At 57.6% G+C, this 23,001-nt stretch carries 26 protein-coding genes and 1 pseudogene; 12 read left to right on the forward strand and 15 right to left on the reverse strand.

Going from position 1 to position 23,001, the window contains the following annotated elements:
* Together Q0M74_RS03085 and Q0M74_RS03090 are read right to left on the reverse strand one after the other, a co-directional pair.
* Positions 1-424: pseudogene (locus tag Q0M74_RS03085) on the reverse strand (hypothetical protein); the annotation flags it as partial.
* Between the two features lie 14 nt (positions 425-438).
* Complete coding sequence (locus tag Q0M74_RS03090; RefSeq protein ID WP_293951584.1) at positions 439-1,842, reverse strand: ATP-binding protein; 1,404 nt, start codon at positions 1,840-1,842, stop codon at positions 439-441.
* Between the two features lie 65 nt (positions 1,843-1,907).
* Here Q0M74_RS03090 and Q0M74_RS03095 point away from each other — a divergent pair, with 65 nt between their 5' ends.
* From Q0M74_RS03095 to Q0M74_RS03130, 8 genes are all read left to right on the forward strand, one after another.
* Positions 1,908-2,555: a histidine phosphatase family protein gene (locus Q0M74_RS03095; protein WP_293951585.1), complete on the forward strand. Its 648-nt coding sequence runs from the start codon at positions 1,908-1,910 to the stop codon at positions 2,553-2,555.
* Position 2,556: 1 nt separating this feature from the next.
* Positions 2,557-3,315 carry an SCO1664 family protein gene (locus Q0M74_RS03100; protein WP_293951586.1) on the forward strand — a complete coding sequence of 253 codons (759 nt, stop codon included), beginning with the start codon at positions 2,557-2,559 and terminating at the stop codon, positions 3,313-3,315.
* 86 nt (positions 3,316-3,401) lie between these two features.
* Positions 3,402-4,169 (forward strand): isocitrate lyase/phosphoenolpyruvate mutase family protein, encoded by a 768-nt coding sequence (locus Q0M74_RS03105; protein WP_293951587.1) that lies wholly within the window; start codon positions 3,402-3,404, stop codon positions 4,167-4,169.
* A gap of 361 nt (positions 4,170-4,530) precedes the next feature.
* Entirely contained in the window at positions 4,531-4,677 is a 147-nt protein-coding gene (locus tag Q0M74_RS03110) for a hypothetical protein (protein ID WP_293951588.1), read from the forward strand.
* Positions 4,674-5,060 carry a hypothetical protein gene (locus Q0M74_RS03115; protein ID WP_293951589.1) on the forward strand — a complete coding sequence of 129 codons (387 nt, stop codon included), beginning with the start codon at positions 4,674-4,676 and terminating at the stop codon, positions 5,058-5,060. The genes Q0M74_RS03110 and Q0M74_RS03115 overlap by 4 nt, the downstream gene beginning before the upstream one ends.
* Complete coding sequence (locus tag Q0M74_RS03120) at positions 5,044-5,202, forward strand: hypothetical protein (RefSeq protein WP_293951590.1); 159 nt, start codon at positions 5,044-5,046, stop codon at positions 5,200-5,202. Before Q0M74_RS03115 ends, Q0M74_RS03120 begins: the two co-directional genes overlap by 17 nt.
* A gap of 51 nt (positions 5,203-5,253) precedes the next feature.
* Entirely contained in the window at positions 5,254-6,192 is a 939-nt protein-coding gene (locus Q0M74_RS03125; RefSeq protein ID WP_293951591.1) for an SDR family oxidoreductase, read from the forward strand.
* Between the two features lie 46 nt (positions 6,193-6,238).
* Positions 6,239-6,598 (forward strand): zinc ribbon domain-containing protein YjdM, encoded by a 360-nt coding sequence (locus tag Q0M74_RS03130; protein WP_293951592.1) that lies wholly within the window; start codon positions 6,239-6,241, stop codon positions 6,596-6,598.
* On the opposite strand, the gene Q0M74_RS03135 is transcribed toward Q0M74_RS03130, so the two are convergent.
* The 6 genes from Q0M74_RS03135 to Q0M74_RS03160 form a co-directional block, all read right to left on the reverse strand.
* Positions 6,595-6,852 carry a metal-sensitive transcriptional regulator gene (locus Q0M74_RS03135; RefSeq protein WP_293951593.1) on the reverse strand — a complete coding sequence of 86 codons (258 nt, stop codon included), beginning with the start codon at positions 6,850-6,852 and terminating at the stop codon, positions 6,595-6,597. The two genes, Q0M74_RS03130 and Q0M74_RS03135, sit on opposite strands and share 4 nt — an antisense overlap.
* A gap of 11 nt (positions 6,853-6,863) precedes the next feature.
* Positions 6,864-7,964, reverse strand: a complete 1,101-nt coding sequence (locus Q0M74_RS03140) for a cysteine desulfurase family protein (protein ID WP_293951594.1) — start codon at positions 7,962-7,964, stop codon at positions 6,864-6,866.
* Entirely contained in the window at positions 7,964-8,809 is an 846-nt protein-coding gene (nadC, locus tag Q0M74_RS03145; RefSeq protein WP_293951595.1) for a carboxylating nicotinate-nucleotide diphosphorylase, read from the reverse strand. The genes Q0M74_RS03140 and nadC overlap by 1 nt, the downstream gene beginning before the upstream one ends.
* Positions 8,806-10,104, reverse strand: coding sequence for a quinolinate synthase NadA (gene nadA / locus Q0M74_RS03150; RefSeq protein WP_293951596.1), 1,299 nt, complete (start codon positions 10,102-10,104; stop codon positions 8,806-8,808). Before nadA ends, nadC begins: the two co-directional genes overlap by 4 nt.
* A 28-nt stretch (positions 10,105-10,132) precedes the next feature.
* Positions 10,133-10,789: an NrtR DNA-binding winged helix domain-containing protein gene (locus Q0M74_RS03155; protein ID WP_293951597.1), complete on the reverse strand. Its 657-nt coding sequence runs from the start codon at positions 10,787-10,789 to the stop codon at positions 10,133-10,135.
* A 348-nt stretch (positions 10,790-11,137) separates the two neighbouring features.
* Positions 11,138-11,677 carry a DUF488 family protein gene (locus Q0M74_RS03160; protein ID WP_293951598.1) on the reverse strand — a complete coding sequence of 180 codons (540 nt, stop codon included), beginning with the start codon at positions 11,675-11,677 and terminating at the stop codon, positions 11,138-11,140.
* A gap of 51 nt (positions 11,678-11,728) precedes the next feature.
* On the opposite strand from Q0M74_RS03160, the gene Q0M74_RS03165 reads away from it, so the two are divergent.
* Complete coding sequence (locus tag Q0M74_RS03165) at positions 11,729-12,649, forward strand: DMT family transporter (RefSeq protein ID WP_293951599.1); 921 nt, start codon at positions 11,729-11,731, stop codon at positions 12,647-12,649.
* 3 nt (positions 12,650-12,652) lie between these two features.
* On the opposite strand, the gene Q0M74_RS03170 is transcribed toward Q0M74_RS03165, so the two are convergent.
* On the reverse strand, positions 12,653-13,885 hold the full coding sequence (locus Q0M74_RS03170; protein WP_293951600.1) for an HNH endonuclease signature motif containing protein: 1,233 nt from the start codon (positions 13,883-13,885) through the stop codon (positions 12,653-12,655).
* A gap of 267 nt (positions 13,886-14,152) precedes the next feature.
* Between Q0M74_RS03170 and Q0M74_RS03175 the strand changes: the two genes are divergently transcribed.
* Positions 14,153-14,602 (forward strand): VOC family protein, encoded by a 450-nt coding sequence (locus tag Q0M74_RS03175; protein WP_293951601.1) that lies wholly within the window; start codon positions 14,153-14,155, stop codon positions 14,600-14,602.
* On the opposite strand, the gene Q0M74_RS03180 is transcribed toward Q0M74_RS03175, so the two are convergent.
* The 5 genes from Q0M74_RS03180 to Q0M74_RS03200 are packed head-to-tail and all read right to left on the reverse strand — an operon-like array spanning position 14,599 to position 19,357.
* Positions 14,599-15,660 (reverse strand): biotin/lipoate A/B protein ligase family protein, encoded by a 1,062-nt coding sequence (locus Q0M74_RS03180; RefSeq protein ID WP_293951602.1) that lies wholly within the window; start codon positions 15,658-15,660, stop codon positions 14,599-14,601. The genes Q0M74_RS03175 and Q0M74_RS03180 overlap by 4 nt on opposite strands.
* A 35-nt stretch (positions 15,661-15,695) precedes the next feature.
* On the reverse strand, positions 15,696-17,477 hold the full coding sequence (locus Q0M74_RS03185; protein WP_293951603.1) for a thiamine pyrophosphate-requiring protein: 1,782 nt from the start codon (positions 17,475-17,477) through the stop codon (positions 15,696-15,698).
* 16 nt (positions 17,478-17,493) lie between these two features.
* Positions 17,494-18,672, reverse strand: a complete 1,179-nt coding sequence (locus Q0M74_RS03190; protein WP_293951604.1) for a zinc-dependent alcohol dehydrogenase — start codon at positions 18,670-18,672, stop codon at positions 17,494-17,496.
* Positions 18,669-19,184, reverse strand: coding sequence for a CinA family protein (locus Q0M74_RS03195; RefSeq protein WP_293951605.1), 516 nt, complete (start codon positions 19,182-19,184; stop codon positions 18,669-18,671). Before Q0M74_RS03195 ends, Q0M74_RS03190 begins: the two co-directional genes overlap by 4 nt.
* Positions 19,185-19,204: 20 nt before the next feature.
* Positions 19,205-19,357, reverse strand: a complete 153-nt coding sequence (locus tag Q0M74_RS03200; RefSeq protein ID WP_293951606.1) for a hypothetical protein — start codon at positions 19,355-19,357, stop codon at positions 19,205-19,207.
* A gap of 496 nt (positions 19,358-19,853) precedes the next feature.
* On the opposite strand from Q0M74_RS03200, the gene Q0M74_RS03205 reads away from it, so the two are divergent.
* On the forward strand, positions 19,854-20,921 hold the full coding sequence (locus Q0M74_RS03205) for a hypothetical protein (protein ID WP_293951607.1): 1,068 nt from the start codon (positions 19,854-19,856) through the stop codon (positions 20,919-20,921).
* A gap of 49 nt (positions 20,922-20,970) precedes the next feature.
* Entirely contained in the window at positions 20,971-21,558 is a 588-nt protein-coding gene (locus tag Q0M74_RS03210; protein ID WP_293951608.1) for a L,D-transpeptidase, read from the forward strand.
* A gap of 6 nt (positions 21,559-21,564) precedes the next feature.
* Here the strand turns inward: Q0M74_RS03210 and Q0M74_RS03215 are convergent, their stop codons facing one another.
* Entirely contained in the window at positions 21,565-22,758 is a 1,194-nt protein-coding gene (locus Q0M74_RS03215) for a 4-hydroxybenzoate 3-monooxygenase (protein ID WP_293951609.1), read from the reverse strand.
* Between the last annotated feature and the right edge of the window lie 243 nt (positions 22,759-23,001).

A 23,001-nucleotide genomic window follows, 5' to 3' on the forward strand; every position in this document is an offset into this window, starting at 1 on the left:
ACTGCCAGTCATAGTTATTGAGCTCCGTCACCGCCGCCGGTGTGGAATCAGGGAGATTATCCAACTGCATCTCACGGAAGATGCGATCAGTGTCATCCATCATCACATCACGGGCCAACTGACCACGCTCTGCCAGAACAGCATCATCCAGCAGTTTCTTCACCTCACGCAAAGTACCACCGAGATTATTACGCTCTAAGAGCTCACGGCGACGTTCCGCGGCGCGCCGGGCTAATTCATCAAAACCCTCCTGACCACGGGCACCACGGCGCAAGTATTCCCGTAGTGCCTGTTCCGGGGAGTACCCGGTCATGACATCCTGGGCGATGGCATCGAGTGCCTCAGTGAGATCGACCGGTGGGGCCAGTGGATCCGGGCCGCCGGTATAGCGACCATAACGGGTACGACGGTGACTATGCGACATAAAAGGCAGGCTCCTTAACCGTAAATGGTTTCGCCCTCGCCGGAATCCTTGGCGATCTTCCGGGAGAGATACAAGCCCTCCAGGGCAAGTTCAATGGCACTGGCACGAGCACCCTCACCAGTTGCCTGGAAAGTAGCGGCGATCTGATCATAGAGATCAGATTCACCCAGTTCTGGCAGACCCTCCAGGAACTCGGTGGCAGTGATCTGCTCACCAGTGGAGACCGTCACCGAACCATCAAGGGCAGCGATCAACGGGGTGAAATCAAGACTGCGCAGATGCACCCGGATAGCCTCTGCGGTGGCGTTGCGCAGCAGATATTCCAGGATCTCCCATTCACGGCCCTCCTCACCTGATTCAAACTCGATCTTGCCGCCGAGCACATCCACAGCAGCCTCCAGATCAACCAGGCGGGCCACAGCCTTGTCCTCACCCCGGACGGTGGCGCGGTGCAAGGCAGCGGCAGCAACGGTTTCAGCGCCCGCGATGGAGAAACGGGCAGACACACCAGAACGCTGATTCACCGCAGATGACTCACGCAGGGCACGGGTATAACGGGCGAGGATCTCCAGCAGAACCGGCGGCACCTCCGCCACCAGATCGGCCTCCTGGGTGATCACCGCGATCTCATCATCCAGGGCAATGGGATAGTGGGTGCGGATCTCCGCACCGAAACGGTCCTTCAAGGGGGTGATGATACGACCACGGTTGGTGTAATCCTCCGGGTTTGCAGACGCCACCACCAGAACATCCAAGGGCAGACGCAGCATATAGCCACGGATCTGCACATCACGTTCCTCCATCACATTGAGCATGGCTACCTGAATACGTTCCGCCAGGTCAGGAAGCTCATTGATCGCCACGATGCCACGGTTGGAACGGGGAATCAGGCCATAGTGGATGGTCTCCGGGTCACCCAGACGACGACCCTCAGCCACCCGCATCGGATCCACATCACCGATCAGGTCAGCCACCGAGGTATCCGGGGTGGCCAGTTTTTCTGCATAACGCTCATCACGGTGCACCCAGGTGATGGGAAGGTCATCGCCTTCTTCCGCAACCCGGACACGGGTGGCATCAGTGATGGGGGCCAGTGGATCTTCACGCAGCTCAGAATCAGCGACGATGGGCATCCACTCGTCGACAAGCATGGCCAGGGAACGCAACAACCTGGTCTTACCCTGGCCACGCTCACCGAGCAGCACAATGTCATGACCGGCAATCAGGGCGCGTTCCACCTGCGGAATCACCGTGTGCTGCAAACCATGCAGACCCGGCCACGGATCCTCGCCCGCAGCCAACTTAGTTAGCAGATTGCCGCGGATCTCCTCCCGGAGGGAACGCGGGGTATAACCGGTGGCCTTGAGCTCACCGAGGGTCGAAGCAGTAGGGGCAACAGAAGCAATAGGGGAATTCACACCCCCAGGCTAGCCACCTTTCACCACCTGCAACAGGGGGCTGAAATTTGGGTAGGCTCCGAATAATGGAATCCGTATCCACTCTCATCCTTCTCATCCGCCACGGTGCCACCCCCACCACCGGCCAGGTCCTACCCGGTCGCGCGCCGGGTTTACACCTGAGTGACGCTGGCCAGGAGCAGGCCGATGAGGTGGCACAACGCCTGGAAGGTCTGCCTCTGACCGCCATTTACAGCTCACCGATGGAACGTGCGCAGGAGACGGCCATGCCCACGGCAGAACACTTCGGGCTACAGCTGCAGGTGATGGAGGCCTTCATGGAATGTGAATTCGGCTCGTGGACGGGTGAGAAGCTCAGCGACCTGTACAAACTTCCTGAGTGGAAGACCGTGCAGCAGACTCCTTCCCAGTTCCGGTTTCCCGGTGGGGAGAGCTTCCCGGAGATGCAGGAACGGATGGTCGTCGGCCTGGAGGACATATCAGCCAGGCACCCCGGTGACGTGGTGGCAGTGTTCAGTCACGCGGATCCACTCAAGGCGGTGGTGGCGCATCTGGGAGGCACACCTCTGGACTCCTTCCAACGCATCAGCATTGACACCGCTTCTGTCTCGGTGACGGAATTCAGCACCCCCGCAGGATCGGAGGAAACCCACCACCGCATGGTGGTGACCAACTCCCGCACCGGTTCCTTGAGTTATCTGCGGGAGAAATGATATGCCTGAGCAACATGAGCAGAAGTTCGCCCGCGAGTTGGAGATCCTCAGGCAAGGGGAACTGACTGTGGTGACCCAGCTGGTGGATTCCAGCAATATGGGGTTTGTGATGGATGCCAGCCTGGATTCCCGCCCGGGGTCAGATTCAGCTGAAGATAACTATGGCTGGGCGGTGTATAAACCGCTCTTGGGGGAGCGTCCCCTCTATGATTTCCCACCGGGCCTCCATGCACGTGAGGAGGCAGCCTTCCTGCTGAGCGAATTTCTGGGCTGGCATATTGTTCCCCCCACGGCGACACGTGAGGATGCTCCCTTCGGGGTGGGTTCTTTGCAGTGGTTCATCGACCATGACCCTCAACAACACTATTTCCCCTTGTTGGACACCCGGGAAGATTTGCATGACCAGTTCCGTCAGATGGCAGTGTTTGATCTGTTGGCTAATAACACCGACCGTAAATCTGGCCATGTGCTGCTTGAGGAAACGCCGGAGAACAACCGTATCTGGGGCATTGATCATGGCCTGTGTTTCAGTGCGGATCCCAAGCTGCGCACGGTGATCTGGGATTTCGGTGGTGAGCCGATTGCTCAGGAACTGGTCAAGGCTGTGGTGCCACTCATCCATGAGGTGCCTCCAGCAATTGCAGGGCTGTTATTGCCTGAGGAGGTGGATGCTCTCCGGGACAGGGCCTCCCGGATTGTGCGTTTCCCTTTTTTCCCACAACCCAGATCGCAATATCAATTCCCCTGGCCGTTGGTATGAAGACAGTGGGGACCACCACGTTTCCATCCAGGAACGTATGCTGGCGGTCATATTGCCGTCCCCATCAACTTCAGGAGATGATCATCATGACTGACGTAAAAGCACTGGCAACCACCTTTGCCCAGGCACATGAATCCGGGCGCACCCTGGTGCTACCCACCGTGTGGGATACCTGGAGCGCGGCTGTTGCCGTGGATGCAGGTTTTGAAGGCCTGACCATCGGCAGCCACCCTGTTGCAGACGCCATTGGTAGTTCAGATGGCGAAAACATGGATTTCGCGGACTACCTGGACAAGGTCCAGCGCATCACCTCATCTGTTTCCATTCCGGTCAGTGCCGATGTGGAATCTGGTTATGGCCTTGACCCAGCTGAGCTCATTGAACGTCTCATCGGTGCTGGTGCGGTGGGTGCCAATATTGAAGATGTGGTGCACAAGGAGAACAAGCGGGTCCGTGACCGCCAGGAACATGCCGACTATATCGCTGCCGCCCGCGCTGCCGCCGATGAAGCTGGCGTTGACTTCGTGATCAATGGGCGTACCGATGCCGTGAAATTGGGCACTGATGTGTTTGAAGATCCACTTGCAGAAGCAGCTGAACGTCTCAGGTTGATGGAGGCTGCCGGAGCGCGTGCTGTTTATCCTGTTGGTCTGTCCACAGCAGATCAGGTTTCTGATCTGGTCGCAGCTGTATCCATCCCCCTCAACGTCACAGCGCACCCGGCGGATGGCCACGGTGCTGGCGATATCGCCGCCCTGACCAAGCTCGGTGTACGCCGCGTGACCTTCGGTCCGCTGTGGCAGAAGTGGCTGGGGGAGCTGTCCGCAGGCGAGCTAGGCAAGTGGTTGATCTAGCCAGGTGCTTATCGACGCCCCTGTCACCGGTTGGGCCCAGTCCCTGGAGGGGCGGGGAGCGCTCCCGGTACCTGCAGGGCCTGGGTCTAGAGGTCAGGGGGGTTGATTCTGGCCCTGCTTTGGTGGCTGCGGGCAGGCAGCAGCACCCAGGTTTGGCGATCAACCTCGGAACACCGGATGAACTTCTGGCCTCAGAAGGTTTTTCTCAGGCACTCTTGCCTGGGACGCACTCGATGCGCTTCCACAGGATGAACTTTCGAGGGCTCCCTCCTGTTGACAGAGGTGGCGGAAATTTCCTGGTCAGTCTTGGTGGAGCAGGCAGGGTTGCAGGTTGCCCGCGTTGAAACACTAGAGGGTTTTCATGGCCCGCACCATCGTCATCACCGGAGCAGCATCTGGAAGCGGGAAGGCCACTGCGAAGATCCTGGAGAAGGTTGGTGACCGCGTTATTCGTGTGGATCTGCAGGAAGGTGATGTCGCCACAGACCCGGGCACCCCGGTGGTGTGATTGACGGTTTGGTGGCTAATGCTGGAGTATCCCACCCCTCTGAACTGTCCCTCAAGATCACTTACTTCGGTACCGTTGCTCTCCTCGAGGGACTTCGTCCGCTGCTGGCAAAGTCTGATGCACCCCGGGTCACGGTGACCACTTCTGCAGCAACGCTGCAGGGTAATGATCCGGAACTGGTGGATCTGATGCTCAACAATGAGGTAGAAAAAGCCATTGAGCATGGCGCTGTGCTGCCAGCCCAGAGCCCACAGGCTGGTTATGCCAATTATTCCAGCTCTAAGCGTGCCATCTCCCGGTGGATCCGTCGGGTTGCTCCAACACAGGACTACGCCGATGCTGGCATCGGCATCAATGGAGTGGGCCATGCCGACCCCTTATAACGGCATTGCGGAGGCGGAACGCATTGGTGCAGTCCATGCCTTCCTCATCAGTGAGGGGAATGCCCGTATGACTGGTGAGGTCATCTTTATTGCTGGTGGTTTCGATGCCCAGTCCCGCGGTGACAACATCTGGTGGCCATAAATAAAAAAGGTGTAATGTGGGGCTTCCCGTATGCAACTCCAAGGAGTAGTCATGACCGAAACGCACGGAAACAACACCGAAAACGCCAATCATGAAACCACCGACCAGTTGACCTTCCAGAACCCGGTTGACCGCTATCCCGAAATTGAACCACCGGTTCAGGACCAGCCGGAACCCGGTCTGGATGCAGACCTCACACCAAAAACCGACCGTGGTGAATTCTCCTACCGTGGCACCGGTCGACTAGAGGGACGTAAAGCCCTGGTCACCGGTGGCGACTCCGGAATCGGTGCTGCAGTGGCCATCGCCTTTGCCAAGGAAGGCGCTGATGTTGTTCTCAACTACCTCCCTGAGGAGGAAGAAGACGCCCAGTGGGTCAAAGGTGTCGTAGAGAAGACCGGTAAGAAAATCCATCTTGTCCCAGGGGATCTTGGCGACGCAGAATTCTGCCGGGCACTGGTCACCGAAGCAGCAGAAGCCCTCGGGGGCTTGGACATCCTGGTCAACAACGCAGGACGCCAGATCGTTCAGGAAAGCCTGGAGGACCTCACCGATGAACAACTCGATGAGACCTTCAACGTGAATATCCTTGCGATGTTCCGCATCGCCCGCGAGGCACTCAAACACCTGCCTGCAGGATCCAGCATCATCAACACCACCTCCATTCAGGCCTACAACCCTTCAGCCAACCTCCTGGATTATGCCTCCACGAAAGCAGCGATCAACAACTTCACCAAGGGACTTGGTCAGCAGTTGGCTCCCAAGGGAATCCGCGTCAATGGTGTGGCACCCGGACCATTCTGGACCCCGCTGCAGGTGTCCGATGGGCAGGAGAAAGAGGACCTGCCGGAGTTCGGTAAGAACACCCCACTGGGTCGTGCCGGACAGCCGACAGAACTGGCACCGGCCTATGTGTTCCTGGCGTCTTCCGAGTCCAGCTATGTCATCGGTGAAACACTCAACGTCAATGGTGGAACACCCTCACCATAAGGAGAATGGACCCTCAACTGGGAAAACAGGCTAAGATCATGGACTTATGTCTGATCAATTACCATCATGCCCCCAGTGCGACAGTGAATTCACCTACGAAAACGGCCCCCTGCTCGTGTGTCCGATGTGTGCACATGAGTGGGTGCCAGGTGAAGCTGAAGAAGCAACTTCAGAAGAGGCAGTCATCAAGGATGCCGTGGGCAATGCCCTAGAGGATGGCGACAGCGTCTCCATCATCAAGAACCTGAAAGTGAAAGGTGGTGGCGGTAAAGACATCAAGATCGGCACCAAGGTCACCGGAATCCGCCTCATTGAAGACGGAGTGGTGGACGGCCACGATATTGATGCCACTGTGCCGGGCTTCGGCAAGATGAAGTTGAAGTCCAGCGTGGTGAAGAAGCTCTAAGCCAAGGAGAGGAAGAGCTTCTCCATGGCTGCGCGCTCTTCCGGACCGGCGCCTTCTTCGAAGCATTTCTCCATTCCGGCAGAAATGACGGTGAAGCCGGCGCGGTCCAGGGCCTTGGATGCGGCGGAGAGCTGCTGGAGGAGTACCTTGCAGTCTTCGCCCTCCTCCAGCATGCGGATGACGGCGTTGAGCTGACCCTGGGCTCGCTTCAGTCGGTTGATGGCGGGTCGCATCTGTTCAGGATCAAGTTTCATAGCTGATCACCTTACCTTAAAAATACGGCAGGGGGTATCTGCAGGGCTCGCACTGCAGCAACTGATTCCACCACGGCCGCCGCTGCTGCTTCCGCCTCTTCACCTGTGTTCATCGGGGAGAAGGTGAAACGCACCGAGGTCCGTGCCAGATCTTCCACTAAACCGATCGCCAGCAGGACATGTGGGACCTCCCCTGAACCACAGGCGGAGCCGGGGGAGCAGATGACTCCCCGGCGTTCCAATTCCAGAAGTACAGCCTCGCCCCCGGTGTTTTCAAAAACAAATGAGGCGTGACCTGGCAACCTGTCGGTGGGGTGCCCGGTCAGCTGTGCACCGTCAATGGTGAGTACCTTCTGGATGAAGGCGTGGAGGTTGGGTGGGGCGTCGTTAAGCGTTAAAGCTGTGGCGAAGGCGACGGCACCGGCGACGTTTTCCGTCCCACTGCGCCGGCCGCGCTCCTGTCCACCGCCGTGGAGGAGTGGTTCCAGTGGCAGGCGGCACCACAGTGCGCCGATGCCCTGGGGTGCGCCGATTTTGTGGCCGGACAGGCTGATGGCATCCACCCCCAGATCCAGGGAAAGCCCCGCTGCCTGCACTGCATCGGTATGGAAGGGGGCAGTGGTGGCCGCAGCGAGTTCGCGGATGGGTTGGATGGTACCGATCTCATTGTTGGCGTAATGGATGCTGACCAAGGTGGTGTCCTCGCGTGATACGGATGCAAGTTCTTCTGGACTGACGTGGCCGAACTCATTCGGGGTGAGCCAGGTGACCTCAAAATCATGGAAACGTACCAGATAATCGATGGATTCCAGCACAGCGGCATGTTCCAGTGGGGTGCTGATGATGTGGCGTCCCTTCGGTCTGGCCAGCGCAATCCCCTTGATCGCCAGATTATCCGCCTCCGTGCCACCTGAGGTGAAGGTGACCTGGGAGGCCCTCCCGCCGACGACACCGGCCACCACCTTCCGTGCCGCCTCCAGTCCCGCAGCCGCTCGTTCACCCACGGCATGAAAGCTTGAGGGATTGCCGAAGTGGCTGCTCAGATACGGCCACATGGCCTCAAGAGCTTCTCTGCGCACACCGGTGGTGGCTGCGTTATCCAGGTAGATCATTATTCGAAATCAAGCCCCAGATCCAGTGCCCGGGCTGAGTGGGTCAGCGCACCCACCGAGATCACATCCACCCCGGTTGCAGCAATGCCTGCGACGGTGTCCAGATTGACCCCACCGGAGGCCTCCACGATGGCACGCCCCTGGATGAGACCCACACCTTTCCTCAGTTCATCATTGGTGAAATTATCCAACATGATGGTGCCCACGCCTGCAGCCAGAACCGGTTCAATCTGATCGATGCGATCCACCTCAACCTCCACGTGGGTGGTGTGGGGCAGTTGTGTCTTCATCTGGGTCAGTGCTTCAGTGATATTCATGCCCTGGTTGATCACTGCTGCCAGATGATTGTCTTTGACCATCACAGCATCAGAGAGTGAGAAACGATGGTTATGGCCACCACCGTCGCGGACTGCCTGGCGTTCAATGATGCGCAGACCGGGTGTGGTCTTGCGGGTGTCTACAATGCGTGCCTTAGTACCCCGTACTTCATCCACATAGCGTGAGGTCAGGGTGGCAATACCGGACATCCGCTGGGTGAAGTTCAAGGCGATGCGTTCCGCCCTGAGGATGGCACGGGCGGTGCCGGTGATGGTGCCCAGAACCGCGCGGGATTCAAAGACTTCACCGTCACTGATGTGCAACTCCATACGGGTCTTTGGATCCACAAGGTGGAATGCCGCCTCGAGCAGTGCCACACCACTGAACACCCCTGGTTCACGTGCGACCAGTTGGGCCCGGACCACAGCATTGTTGGGGACGATGCTCTCGGAAGTGATGTCTCCCCAGGGGGCATCCTCCTCCAGGGCTGCTGTGACAAGTCGGTTGATGGTGCGTTGATCGATCATTTTCCTGCCTTTCCGGGTGCTGGTGTTACCGCCAGCATTCTCTCCAAAGCGATGCGTGCCGGGTCAGCAACGTCCTGGCTGACGCTGATCTGGTTGACTACGGTGTCCTTGACAAGTTCTTCCAGGACCCAGGCCAGGTAGCCCGGGTGGATGCGATACATGGTGGAGCAGGGGCAGATCACCGGATCCAGGCAGAAAATGGTGTGCTCCGGATACTGCGCGGCCAGACGCTGGACCAGGTTGATCTCCGTACCGATGGCGAAGGTGGAACCAGCCGGTGCCGCCTGGATCGCCTTGACAATGAAATCGGTTGATCCGGAAGAATCTGCCGCATCCACCACGGGCATGGGGGATTCAGGGTGGACAATCACATGGACATCCGGGTGATCTTGGCGGGCCTTGTTGATCTGTTCCACGGTGAAACGCTTATGTACAGAACAGAAACCGTGCCACAACAAGACCTTGGCATTCTCGAGCTCTGTTTCAGTATTACCACCCAGCGCCTTGTTCGGATTCCACATGGGCATCTGCTCCAAGGGGATACCCATGGCCTTGGCGGTATTGCGACCCAGGTGCTGATCAGGGAAGAACAACACCCGCTGGCCACGTTCAAAGGCCCATTCCAAAACAGCTGCCGCATTGGAGGAGGTGCACACAATTCCGCCGTGCCGGCCCACAAAGCCCTTCAGCGCAGCAGAGGAATTCATATAGGTGACAGGGATGACTGGTGCGCGACCATCAACGTCCGGGGCGGTGCCGTAGATATCCTCCAACTGCTCCCAGCAGTCCTCCACGGAATCCAGGTCTGCCATATCCGCCATGGAGCAACCGGCAGCCAGGTTGGGCAGGATCACTGACTGCTGATCGGTGGAGAGTAGATCAGCGGTTTCTGCCATGAAGTGAACACCACAGAAAACGATGGCCTCAGCCTCAGAACGGGTCTGTGCAGCCCGGGCCAACTGGAAGGAATCACCCACAAAGTCAGCGTGCTGCACCACTTCATCACGCTGGTAGAAGTGGCCCAGGATAACCACGCGATCACCCAGGATGGTCTTGGCTGCACGGATGCGTTGGTGGAGTTCTTCTTCAGTTGCGTGCTGGTAGTCCTCGGGTAGAACCTCCTGACGCGGGGTACCCAGCGGGATCGGGTCCAGGGTGGACGCGCCGGGGCCGTAATTTGGAATGGCGGTGGGTGTATCAAGAAGCCAGGGGCCCTCTTTGAGTTCCGGTGAGCAGGAGTTGTCAGTGAGCTGGAGAATGTGGTCAACAGAGGGGCTGATGTGTGTGGTTGTCATAGCGCTTTTCTTGTTTGTAGGAGGGTTATCAGGGGCGGTTGTGGGTGAACCGGTAGAGCTTCGGGGGTCTGTGGGGTGTGCCCGTGAGTACTTCGCCGGTATCCACAAGATCGGGTGAGGTGGCCACGGATCTTCGGAAGTTGGCGGCGTCGAGTTTGTGGCCGAGGACGGCCTCGTGGACGGTGCGCAGTTGTGCGATGGTGAATTTCTCACCGAGGAAGGAGTGGGCGATATCGGCGTACTCCACCTTGGTGCGCAGACGTTCCAGGGCGTAGTCCACGATGTGGTTGTGATCGAAGGCCAGGTCCGGGAGGTGATCGGCGTGGAACCACTGGACGTTCTCACCGGGTTGGGCGTTTTCGACTTCGTCGGCACGCACGAGTGCCCAGTACACCACGGAGACCACACGTCCTGTGGGGGAGCGGTTGAGCTCGCCGAAGGTGTAGAGCTGTTCCAGGTAGCTCGGGTGGAGACCGGTGGTTTCGCCGAGGGTGCGCGAAGCCACTGTTTCCAATGCCTCATCCTCGGATAGCCAGCCACCGGGAAGTGCCCATCGGCCCAGGTGTGGTTCCCGGGTGCGGGCGACGAAAGGGGTCCAGAGGGAGGGAAGGTCCTTGTTATCTGGGCGCAGGGCGAAGATGACGGTGGAGACCGCCACCTGGATTGTGTTGTCTGGTTGGGCCATGAAACACCCCTTAGAGTCAAAGTGACTTTATGATGCGGATCATTCTAGCGCCCATGTTGGGGTGTTGTGAATTTCATGGGGGTTGGAATATGGGGACGGGTGCACTCTTGTGGCCCGCCACCGGGTGGGGGTAGGCTGTGGTCTTGATACCCGGCGGGGTATCTGGAAAGTACTGGAAAGCCAAGGAGAGTGTCCCTCATGTGCCGAGCCGTGACCTGCAAATCCTGCAATAAAACCACCTGGGCTGGCTGTGGCCAGCATATCGATACAGTGAAGGCGTCCGTCCCACGCGGACAATGGTGCACCTGCACTGATGCACAGAAAGCAGCGGCCCGGAAAAGGGGGTCCCTACTCGGACGCCTTTTCGGCTAGCGGGGGGTAGGTCACCTGGCTGTTATTCACCACGGCGCCATCTGTCAGTGTTGCGGTTGAGGTCTGCCCCGGACCCATGATGTGAATAACTTCGACACCGCGTGCCAGCAGATGATCGGTGATGATACGACGGTGACACCGCCACCACACAGCCTCTGAGCACAACAGGACGCTGGGAATTTGTGTGTGGTTGAGCTTTTCAACGGCTGCTGTGAACTCTTCAGAGAGCGCATGATCAGCATAATTATGAAAACTGCGGTTATTCCAGAAGGCATTGACCTCAAAGGGAACTGTTTTGCTCACCTTGCGTCGTCCCGTCAGGGCCTCCACCCAGTGGTAGCCAATCCCCTCTGCCTTCAGTGATGCGGTGAGTTCCTCCTGATTGAAATGGGGAAACTTCCTGGAACCGGGAAGTTTACGCACGTCGATCAGCCTTTTCACACTATTCTCGGTCAGCATGTCCAAGAAGGTTTGAAGGCTGTGTGTGGAATGTCCAATGGTGAATATGGTTGCCATACCACCTCAGCCTAGGACAGATGGGTGGCAGTCAGGACTACGATGACAGGAATGTTGGCTATCCTTTTTGGCGTATTCACCGGTGCACTGCTTCCACTGCAGACATCAGTGAACAATCGTCTGCGTCGCAGTGTCGGCGCTCCACTGATGGCATCATTCCTCTCCTTTCTGGTGGGAACCGGCGCGTTGCTGATCGTCACCTGGATCACCAGTGGCCACCCCTATCCATCACTTGCTCTGACTTCAGGGCAACCCTGGTGGGTGTTCACAGGCGGCATGTTGGGCGTGTTGGTGCTGACCGGCAATATCCTCCTCTTTCCTCGTGTTGGCAGCGTGCAGACCGTGATTCTGCCGATCACAGGACAGATCATCACCGGCCTTGCCATCGACGCCTTTGGTCTGTTCGGTGGTCCGCAACTGGTGCTTGGCTGGTTGCGGATCCTTGGTGCCATGCTTGTTCTTGGTGGCGCGTTGGCCGTTATCGGAGCTTTTCGACGCCCCGCTGTGCCCGAAGCAGCTATTCCCGGCATATGGTTGTGGCGCTTGCTGGGCTTGGCCATGGGTGCTGCGGCTGCCACGCAGATATCCGTAAATGGACGTTTGGGGACTGTCCTGGGTTCTGCAGTGGAGGCTGCCCTGGTTTCCTTCACCGTGGGTGCCTTGACCCTGCTCATCCTCTTGTTTCTCACGCGTACTCCCTGGCGTGGCATCTCCGGAGCAGGGGAGAGCAACCCCTGGTGGATGTGGATTGGTGGATTGCTTGGCGCCACGATCATCTTTGGCACAGCCCTGCTCGGACCAATTCTCGGTACGGGTATGACGGTGGTGCTCATGCTGCTGGGCATGATGACCGCTAGCCTGATTATTGACACCTTCGGTCTATTGGGCGCAGAGAAGCGGCGGGTGACATGGGTGCAACTGCTTGGCTTGGCCGTGATCATCACTGGGGTGATGATGATCAGAATCCTCTAGGTGTTAGAAGGGTGGTTCATCCTCCTGGGGTGGCATGGTCGCTTCCGTGGCTTTCGCCTTCGCCGCAGCCGCCCGCTCCCTAGCCCGCTGATGACGAGCTGCCCGGTACTGCGACACTGTCTGCGCCCACCGCGCACCACCCGGAGTCAATGGCCCCTCCGGCACCGTAACCGCCCAGGTCCCATCGGCATACACCGTCACCCGCACCCCAGACACCGGATCAGCCACGTACCGTTGCCGTTCACAGGTTTTAGCGTTGTGATCACACCGACACAGATCAAAAAGATTAAAGATACTGGTCGGCCCACCATCAGCAAAATTAATCCGATGATCCACATCGCAATACTGACTTGCCACCCCACACCCTGGTGCCCCACAACCACCATCCCTGCCTTTGACTGCAGCCCGCATCGCAGGCGATGGGTCATGACCTGTCATTGCTTGGCCGCGGACCTTGTCCATATCCTGGATCCGGGTGGTCGTAGCCACCCATTTCTCACCGGTGGCTTCATCGACCCAGCCTGGTCCACTCATCCACACCGGGGCATGAGCCAAGTCTGTTGCGCGGTAGAGGTTGAGCACCACCTTCAGATCAATCTTGGTCAAGATCAAATCCGCCAGGGCCTCACCCTGCCCCATGCCGGTGGCTTCCGCATGGGCGTGGACTGCATCCTTGATGGCTTGTCCCTGGATCTCATCGACGGTGGCGTGTAGTTCCGCAGTGCCATCACTGTGGGAATTCAGGGAAAACGACGGTGGCTGGACAGGATCCGGTTCACCGTCATCATCGACCAGTAGGCGGATGGCCTTGATTTTCTTCTTGATTTTTTGTGCAGACGGCAGGTCCTGGTTCGGTGCCTGCGGGGTGAGATACTCCGTGAGGTGTTCATCCACCAGATCAAGATGTTCTGATTCTAATCCGGCCAGGGCTTTGGTGATGGTGATCAAACGGTAGAGATCCAGATGGAACAATTCATGCTGCAAGGTGTGCAGCCGGGGTAGTTCACGCAGTTGCTCGATGGTGGCAAACAGATCCCCCGCCCGGGATGTGGATACCCCGGTGGATAAGGCGAACCGGGTGGAGGCGATATCGAAGAAGTCCTCATCAGCGGGCATGGCGCGTTCAATCACCAGCAGTTCAGCTTTGCGTATCTTCGTCATGGCTACAGCATCCGGATCATCGGGGTTGTTGACGGTGTAGTAGTAGATATCAGGTGGTGCAGTCACGGTGGTCATGGTGTTTCCCCCTTGTGATGTGTGACAGCAAATAGGTAGTTCATGTGTTTGGATATCACTCTAGATATCGGTGCGGACACGACCACCCTCACCGGAGAAAAAGACCACCATAAATGGCACTTTTCCCACCCCTGTCACTTCAATTTCCATCTTTGGATAATGGTCTGGAAAAGTTATGTGACGCAGCACGTTTCCACCACTCCGGGGGCGTAAACTAGACCGTGTCAGAGCAACTTTCCCTCAAGAGAGAACCAGGATCCTGCTGACATGAAGAAGAATTTGTCCACCTATTTCACATTGCCCGGAAATGCGTCTCAGGTTTTTGCACACTGGGCTGAGATCTTCGATGGTGATCTGACCATGCTGAAGTACGGAGAAATGTCCACCGAGGGCTTCCCCTTCGAACCAGATCCCGAGCTGGTTGCCCATGCCCAACTGAAACTGGCCGGGGGCACCCTCGTTGGTGGAGATGATATGCCAGGGCAGCCGGTGCTGCCCCTGCGCGACACTGCGTATTCACTGCTCTACAGTCTCAACACAGCTGATGAGGCCCGCGAGCTCATCCAACGCATGGTTGACCATGGTGGTCAGGTCACCATGCCTTTTGAGGAGGCTCCCTGGGGAGGGTTCTATGGGCAGGTCATGGATAAGTTCGAGGTGCAATGGGCATTCGATGTGGAAGCTGAGCCGGAGCCACCAGCAGACACGAAGATCTAACGGACGCGGTGAGTCCATTCCTCGGTGCCATAACGTGTTTCCACCAGCTCTTCAACCTTGCTCATGTCCTTCTTGCCCAGCTTGGCTTCGGTTCCGCCATAGCGGTTGGTGAAGGTGGTTTTCATCGTCTCGATGATCGCCTCACGTGGGGCACCGGTCTGACTGCGTAGTGGATCCACACGTTTCTTGGCAGAACGCAGACCCTTGTCAGCGATCTTCACCTTGCCGATGCGCAGCACCTGCGTCATCATGTCCGCATCGATGTCATAGGACATGGTCACGTGGTGCAGGACGGCGCCACTGCGACGCTTCTGTGCTGCACCGCCGATTTTGCCACCGGTGGAGGTGATGTCATTGATTGGAACGTACCAGGCCTCCACGCCGTGTTCTTTTAATGCTGCAAGGACCCAACGGTCCAGATATTCATAGGATTCTTCATAGTTCAGACCTGCAACCAGGGAGTCCGGGGCGTAGAGGGAATAGGTGATGCAGTTGCCACCCTCCATGAACATCGCTCCGCCACCGGACATCCGGCGAACTACGGTGACATCATGTTCCTTCACCCCATCGGCATCAATTTCATTGGCATAGGACTGGAAGGAACCCATGACGATGGCACGGTCATCCCACTCCCAGAAACGTAGTGTGGGGGGACGCTGACCGCTGGCGACCTGCTCCAGAAGGAGATCATCAAGTGCCACATTCACCGGAGTGGGGAGGATTCCGGGGTGGAGGATCTCCCATTGATGATCGGTGAAGTCAGTGCCACCGGTGACGGCACGCCGCACAGCCTGGGCGATGTCACCGGTGGTGAAACCGTGGAATTCCAGATCCTCGCCAAATGGGGCCAGAGCGGCGTCGAAACGCCTGCGCAGCTCATCTGCCGGATCCTTGGTGGAGGCGCCGTTGATGGCAGCTCCCAGTGCGAGGAAAGCTTCATCAGGATCGATGAAGAAATCTCCTGACACCTGCAGATCGGTGATCACGTCATCTGCGGTGGTGACATCCACAACCACGAGTTTTCCGCCGGGTACCTTGATTTCAAAATGGTGATTCATGCACGCCACACTACGCGTCGGCGGTTGCTGACTTTTTAAAAGCCATGCTCATCTTCAATCGCAGCGTATGCATTCACCAGCTTGAGCGCGTGTTCTCCGGAAGCACCCTCGGCTGTAATACCCTCGCGCATGGCTTCCACCAGTTCCCGACCCTGGGGATAGGGCGGGATCAGAGGAATATCCGGATCGGTGTGGGCTTCGATGATCACAGGCCGGTCAGACTCAAAGGCCTCCGCTAGCACCTGATCAAGGCTGCCTGGATCATGAAGGTGCACTCCGCGCAACCCCAACAACTGTGCATAGGCCACGAAATCAAAGGCGGGAACCTTCTGTGAAGCTTCAAATCGGGGTTCAGATTCTGTTTCCCGCTGCTCCCAGGTCACCTCGGAGAGATCCTTATTGCTGAGAACCACCACCACGAAACGATGATCCGACCAGGAGCGCCATCGATCAGCCACCGTGATCAGCTCATTGATCCCCAACATGGTCATGGCGCCGTCACCGGCAAGAACCACCACGGGGCGATCTGATGCAACCTCCTTGGCGCTGATGCCATAGGGGATGCCACAACCCATGGATGCCAGGGTGCTGGATAGATGGGCATTGGCGCCACGGGGCAGGGTGATCTGACGGACATAGTGATAGACGGAGCTGCCCACATCAACAGCTAACTGGGTGTCATCCCAGAGCAGATTATTGACTTTACGCATGACCAGATCTGGATTGAGCGGGTGCGCTGGAACCTGGGAGCGGCGTTGGGCGACTTGCCGGGATTGCGCAATGGCTTTTTCGACCTCTGCACCCCATCCCTCAGCCTGGGGAGGAAGTTTTTCCAACAAAGCACGGATAGCCGGACCTGCCTGGCCCACCAGACCCACATCAATAGGGGAGTAGCGGTTACCAAGGATGGAGGGGTCCACATCAATCTGGACTGCGCGTGCCTGACCTGGTGGTGGATAGAACTCCGTCCAGGGGCTGTTAGCACCGATAATCAGCAGGGTGTCGCAGTTTTGGAGAACCCAGTTGGCTGAACTGGTGCCCAGATGCCCCATATTTCCCGCCGCCAGACGATGGGCCTCATCCACATAAGGCTTTCCCAGCAGCGCAGTGGTAATGCCGGCATCCAAGCGCTCCGCCAGTTCGAGAAGTTCCGATTGGGCATCGCGCACACCACGGCCAGCCAGAATTGCGATCTTCTGACCTTGAGCGAGCACCTCCACGGCCTTTTCAATGTCCGATTCCAGGGGAACCATGTGGCCGAAACTCCAATGTGCAGCAGTCACCACCTCACCATGATTTTGTCCCAGGTCTGGTTCTTCAGCCTGCTGTACATCATGTGGGATGATCACCACCGCCGGGGCACTATTGGCCAGCGCTGCGCGGAACGCCCGATCCAGAACCATGGGGAGCTGCTCCGGGACGGTGATGGTTTCCATGAAGGGGGTTGCCACATCAGAAAAGAGATTATGCAGATCAATTTCCTGTTGATAATCAGAACCCAGTACCGATCTGCTCTGCTGGGCAACCAGAGCAACAACGGGTGCGCTGTCGAGCTTGGCGTCATAAAGCCCGTTGAGCAGGTGCACTGCTCCGGGGCCCTGGGTGGAGGTCACCACTCCGACACCGCCGCTGTATTTCGCTTCACCCACAGCCATGAAGGCAGCACCCTCTTCATGGCGGGCGGTGATGAATTCAGGTCCGTCCTCAGCACGGCGGAGTGCGCCCAGCAGGGTGTTATTGCCATCACCGGAATAACCGTAGATGCGTTTCACACCCCATGTGGTGAGGCGACGAACCAGAAGATCAGAAACGGACATCCTGCTCACCTATTCTTCAGAGGGTTGGGTCGAGCACGACCTTGATGCAGCCGTCCTCTTTCTTCTGGAATTTCTCATAGGCTTCCGGAGCCTGGCTCAGTGGAGTCCTGTGGGTGACAAAATCATCCAGACCGAGTGGATCAGCAAAGTCCTCCACCAGGGGGAGGAGATCATCGATCCAGGCCTTCACATTGCACTGTCCCATGCGCATCTGAACCTGCTTATCAAACATGGTCAGCAGTGGCATCGGGCTTGCCGCACCGCCATAAACACCGCTGAGGGAAACTGTTCCGCCACGGCGCACCAGATCAATCGATCCGTGTAATGCGCCCAACCTGTCCAGGCCGGCGTGTTCCATCATGGGACGTGCAGCCACGTCAGGGACCAGGCCCATGACATCGTGGGCGAGTTTGCCCACGGGGGAGGCGTGTGCTTCCATGCCGACAGCATCCACCACGGCATCAGGGCCACGACCTTCAGTCAGGTCACGGATTGCAGCATTGGTGTCGTCGTTAAGCTCAAAGACCTCCACCCCGTGGCGGGCGGCCATGGCGCGTCGCTCTGCCACGGGATCGATGCCAAATACCCGGGCGCCCAGATGGCGTCCGATGCGCGCAGCCATCTGGCCGATTGGGCCCAGGCCATATACCGCCAGGGTGTCGCCTTCACCCACGTCGGCGTATTGCACGGCCTGCCAGGCAGTGGGGAGGACATCGCTCAAGAAGAGATAACGGTGGTCGGGAAGATCATCTCCCACATGGATCGGTCCAAAATTTGCGTGGGGGACCCGCAGATATTCCGCCTGACCTCCCGGCACTGAGCCGTAGAGTCGGGAATAGCCAAAGAGGCTCGCACCGGAGTCGTATTCCTTCACCTGCGTGATTTCACACTGGGAGTACAAGCCACGTGTGCACATCCAACAGGTACCGCAGGAGATGTTGAAGGGGATGACCACGCGGTCGCCCACATTCAGGTTGGAGGTGGGGCCAGCTTCCACCACTCTGCCCATCGGCTCGTGGCCGATGATGTCACCCTTGTCCATGAAAGGTCCCAGAACCTCATAGAGATGCAGGTCAGAACCGCATAGACCGGTGGAAGTGACTTGAATGATGGCGTCGTTGTCCGCCTTGAGGATTGGATCGGGGACGGTGTCCACGCTGAGTTTTCTTTTGCCCTGCCAGGTTAGTGCTTTCATACATCCTTCTCCTGAAGGTTGATGAACTCCACCATCGAGTCATATAAGAGAGTCAGAGCGTGCTCTTCTGTCTGTTCCAGCACGTCCTCTGGGCCTCCATCAAAGTAGTGGAGTCTGGTGTGTAATGTTCCCCGGACCGCTGCCGCGATCCAAGTGGTGCCAGGCGGGTTGCCTTCCTGACTATCTGGGCCACCCACCCCGGATACTGCGATGGCGACATCAGCGGTCATCAGCTTTGCGACGCCCACCGCCATCTGGCTCACCGCTTCTTCAGCGATGACGGGATGCCCCTCGGGTACTCCCAGAACCTCGTATTTGATACGGGTTTCATAGGAAGTCACCCCTCCGGCGTACCAGGAGGAGGAATCAGGTGCACCTGCCAGGTGGCAGGAGATTCTTCCTCCGGTCAGGGATTCTGCGGCTGCAAGGGTGAACCCATGCTTTTTAGCGATCCGGGAGATCTTCTGCCCGAGAGACTTGATCTTGATGCTCTCATTACCGGTTGTAGGCATGGATTTCTCGGACCTTCCTGCTAATAGTTTGCTGGAGGATCACTGCTGGGGAAGGATTCATCGCCCCACTCATCAGCCTTCTCATCATCCGTTTCCGGACCATCGGCGGGAGCGGTGTGCTTGTCCTCCGGATTCTCTTCAGCGAAGGGATTGTCCTGTGGCGTGGTGCTCATGGTCTTTCTCCTTATCAACTAGTTACTGCGGAGGTTAAGTGACGGTGCTCACTTGATTTCGAGCGTACGCCTCCAGTGCTGGCCTGTCAGTGAGGGGGATGGAGATGCAGGTCAGCGGGGACAGGAGAGTGGGGCGTTGAGAAATTACTTGAAGTGCATATGTCGTTGCGGCTAGCTTGTCGGCAGTGCAGATCCCTCAGCCAGTGATCCTTCAACCACGACGGGTTCACCGTCATGGGGGCCACTGATCTTCACATTTGTCCCGAACTGATCAGTCCCAAAAAGGGTTGGCAGGAGATTTCAGGTGCGTCGCGGCGGAGTGCGTCACCGGGTAGACGCGGCCGGAGCATCGGCAGGGGTGAAAAAAATCCAAGTTCAAACTTCAGTGGTAGCAGATGTGTATATTTCACAGTCATATGGACTCTTATTGAACTGATGCTGGCAAAAAAACGGTTTATGGCCTGCCCATTAGTTGTGACTTCAATGTGGAGGAAAAATGACCCGATCGAAATTCATCACTGGTGCCACTGCAGCCAGCATCTTTGCTGCGACTTTTTCTGTCCTCCCCACCGCAGGTGCCGTTCACTTCCATGAAGAGCAGAGGAATGACCGTTCCATCTGTGTCTCGATGTCAACCGACAGTGAAAGGCAGATCACCAGGGACCACTACCGGGCTCAGCTGCGGGAATATGAGGTTCTGCAGGCTGACCTGCGTATGGAATTCCCTGAATTCTCCCAGCACTATGTTGACTTTGATCGGTGGATCTCCCAGGGGTATGCAACAAATGATTCCCGCTTCTACGACGGCCTCACAGCCATCAAGCGGAGAAGTGGATTCACCCTGTATGAAGTGTCTTTCTTCGCGGTGAAGGGCACTGATGCCTATAGGGAGCTGACACACTTTACTGAGGAAGGTTTCTCCCTTGAGATGGAATTTGCTCCAGAGTGGAGCAAGGCTGAGATGAAAAATTACCCGGAGTCTGATGTTCCGGTCATCCCGGTGGGTGCGGACTGGACAGTACAGGAAACCAGCAGCAAAACAGTTGGCGCTTATACACAACTCACCACCGGCCTACCGATCGGGGCATTCAATGTCAGGGAGTCCTCTGTACCGAACCTGATTGAGTTTCTAGAACCCCGGAAGGCAGCGCTGGCAGAAAGCCGGAAAAAGTACGATGCCGTCATTTCTCCCGCTGCAATCCTGCGAGCCGCCCAGAACTGTCATACCCTTTTTCTGACCGGAGAGCTGTCCACCATCACAGAGACTCCCAAAGAAACAGCGACCGTACCAACAGTGACGGAAACACCAGAGCCGGTGCCACCGACCACCTCAGTGGCTATCCCGACGGAAACAGTGATGGAAACACCTGTCACCACCACGGTCACAGAACCTGCTGTGACCGTTACTGAAACCCCGAGCACCACTACTGCGAAAGCACCATCACCGGAAGCAGAGGGAAGCAGTATGGGACTGATGGCAGGTATCATCGCAGCGCTTGCTGCCATCGGAGGCATCGCTGTATTCATGGCCAATAATCTGGGGCTGCTGCAGGCATTCTTCTAGCCACCCATGTGCGTGGACATGAAGCTATATAGAACCTACACTCGCAACCATGGCTTCTCAGCAGCTACCTTCCCTGACACGGGGCTTTCGTAGTCGCCGGTCTCTCGGCGCACTTGTTATCGGTTCCATGGCGGGAGCGCTAATTGCAGTAACCACCATTCCAGACGGGGATGGTGGCGAGGAACAAGTGGAGGACCCCATCGTGGCCACCCCGGAAACCACCACTGAAGCGGTGATGGAAGAGGTTGTTTTAGAAACTACTGTTCCTGAGCCTGAGCCCTTTGACCACGGTGACTGCCCACCGTATGCACGAGCCTGCGTGGATCTGGATGGGGAGCGCGCCTGGCTGCAAGAAAAGGGTGAAGTCACCTATGATGCTGTGCCGATTGGTCAGGGTGGCCTGGGATATGAGACCCCGCGTGACACCTTCCACGTCTCCCGCAAGGTCGAATTTGATGTCTCTCTTGCCTTTGACAATGCTCCCATGCCCTTTTCGGTGTACTTCACCAACCAGGGACATGCCTTCCATGAAGGTGATCCAGAAGGCGATTCCCATGGCTGTGTCCGACTGCCGGAGGGCGTGGCGGAGCATTTCTACAATGAGCTTGAGGTCTACGACAAGATCGTCATTTATTAGCCCCTTCTAGTACTCAAAATGCGGCAGGTCGCGCCCCACATACTGTTCAGTCAGGTAACGCTGACCGGCCTCGGAGTCCAGGACGGAACGCAGCTCGGCAAAGCGGCGCTGGGTGGCAAAGTGATCCTCACCAGGTACTGCGTGGAGCATGGAGCTCATCCAGTAGGAGAAGTGTTGTGCCTTCCACACCCGGGGAAGGGCCAGCTTGGTGTAATCAGCCAGCAGGTCGGTCTCATCACGTTTGATGGCACGCACCAGGCCAGGAGCCAGAACAGAGACATCGGCAACAGCCAGGTTGAGCCCCTTGGCTCCGGTGGGGGGGACGGTGTGGGCGGCATCACCGGCAAGGAAGAGACGACCCCGCTGCATGGGTTCGGTAACTGCGGAACGGAAACGGAGAACCGCCTTGTCAAAGATCTTTCCTTCAGACACGGTGATTCCGGGGGAGTCAGCACGCAGGTGCAACTGCTCCCAGATGCGGTCATCTGACCACATGTCCACGGTGTCATTGGGATCGCACTGCAGGTAGTAACGCTGCACGGTGTCGGTGCGCGTGGAGATCAGTGCAAAACCCTCGGGGTGGGTGGCGTAGATGAGCTCCTTCTGGGTTTTAGGGGCCTCCACCAGGACGCCGAACCAGGCATAGGGGTATTCGTGACGGGCACGGATCCCATCATCTGCGGTGACCAGGGAGCGTGAGTGGGAATTGGAACCATCGGCGGCAACCACGTAGTCAGCGGTGAGCTGGTGGCTGTTTCCTGCCACATCGGTGTACCTGATCTGGGCGGGTGCGTCGGAGTCTTCATAGTTGCCCACTGAGTCCACTGTCGTCTCAAAGAGGAGCTCGCCACCATCGTCGATACGCTTGGCGATGAAGTCCTTCAGATACTCATGCTGTGGGTAGATCGCTACTTTGTGGCCGGTCAGTTCGGTGAGCGGAATCCGGATATTCTCACCATTGATAGCGATGTCAATGGCTTCATCATGGTCTTCCTCGCGTTCCATGCGTTCCCCCACACCGGTGTCCCGCATGAGGTTCAGGGTTCCCTGCTCCAGGATGCCGGCACGGACGGTTTCCTCAACCTCCTGACGAGTGCGGGATTCGAAGACAATTGACTCAACACCCTGGAGGTGGAGGAGGTGGGCAAGGGTGAGCCCTGCCGGGCCTGCACCAATAATGGCAACTGGCACATGATTCATGAGGGTGGGCTCCTTTATTGCTCTGGGGAGATTGGGGGTCTGCGCCTCAAGATATGCGTTTGCCCCAACCCCGGCAAGGTGTTCACAGAGTGAACAAGGCTTGTTTTTTGTGGTGAGGGCCACTGCCTGCATGATTGGGGATATCCCTCACTGGCCAAGGGTGTACCTAGGGGTGTGGTTGAGGGGTGTTTGATGTGTCAGGGTGGGTGACATGAGGAAGCAACCTGGCCGGGTTCCGGTCTC

This window comes from uncultured Corynebacterium sp., assembly GCF_945649885.1.
GTDB lineage: Bacteria > Actinomycetota > Actinomycetes > Mycobacteriales > Mycobacteriaceae > Corynebacterium.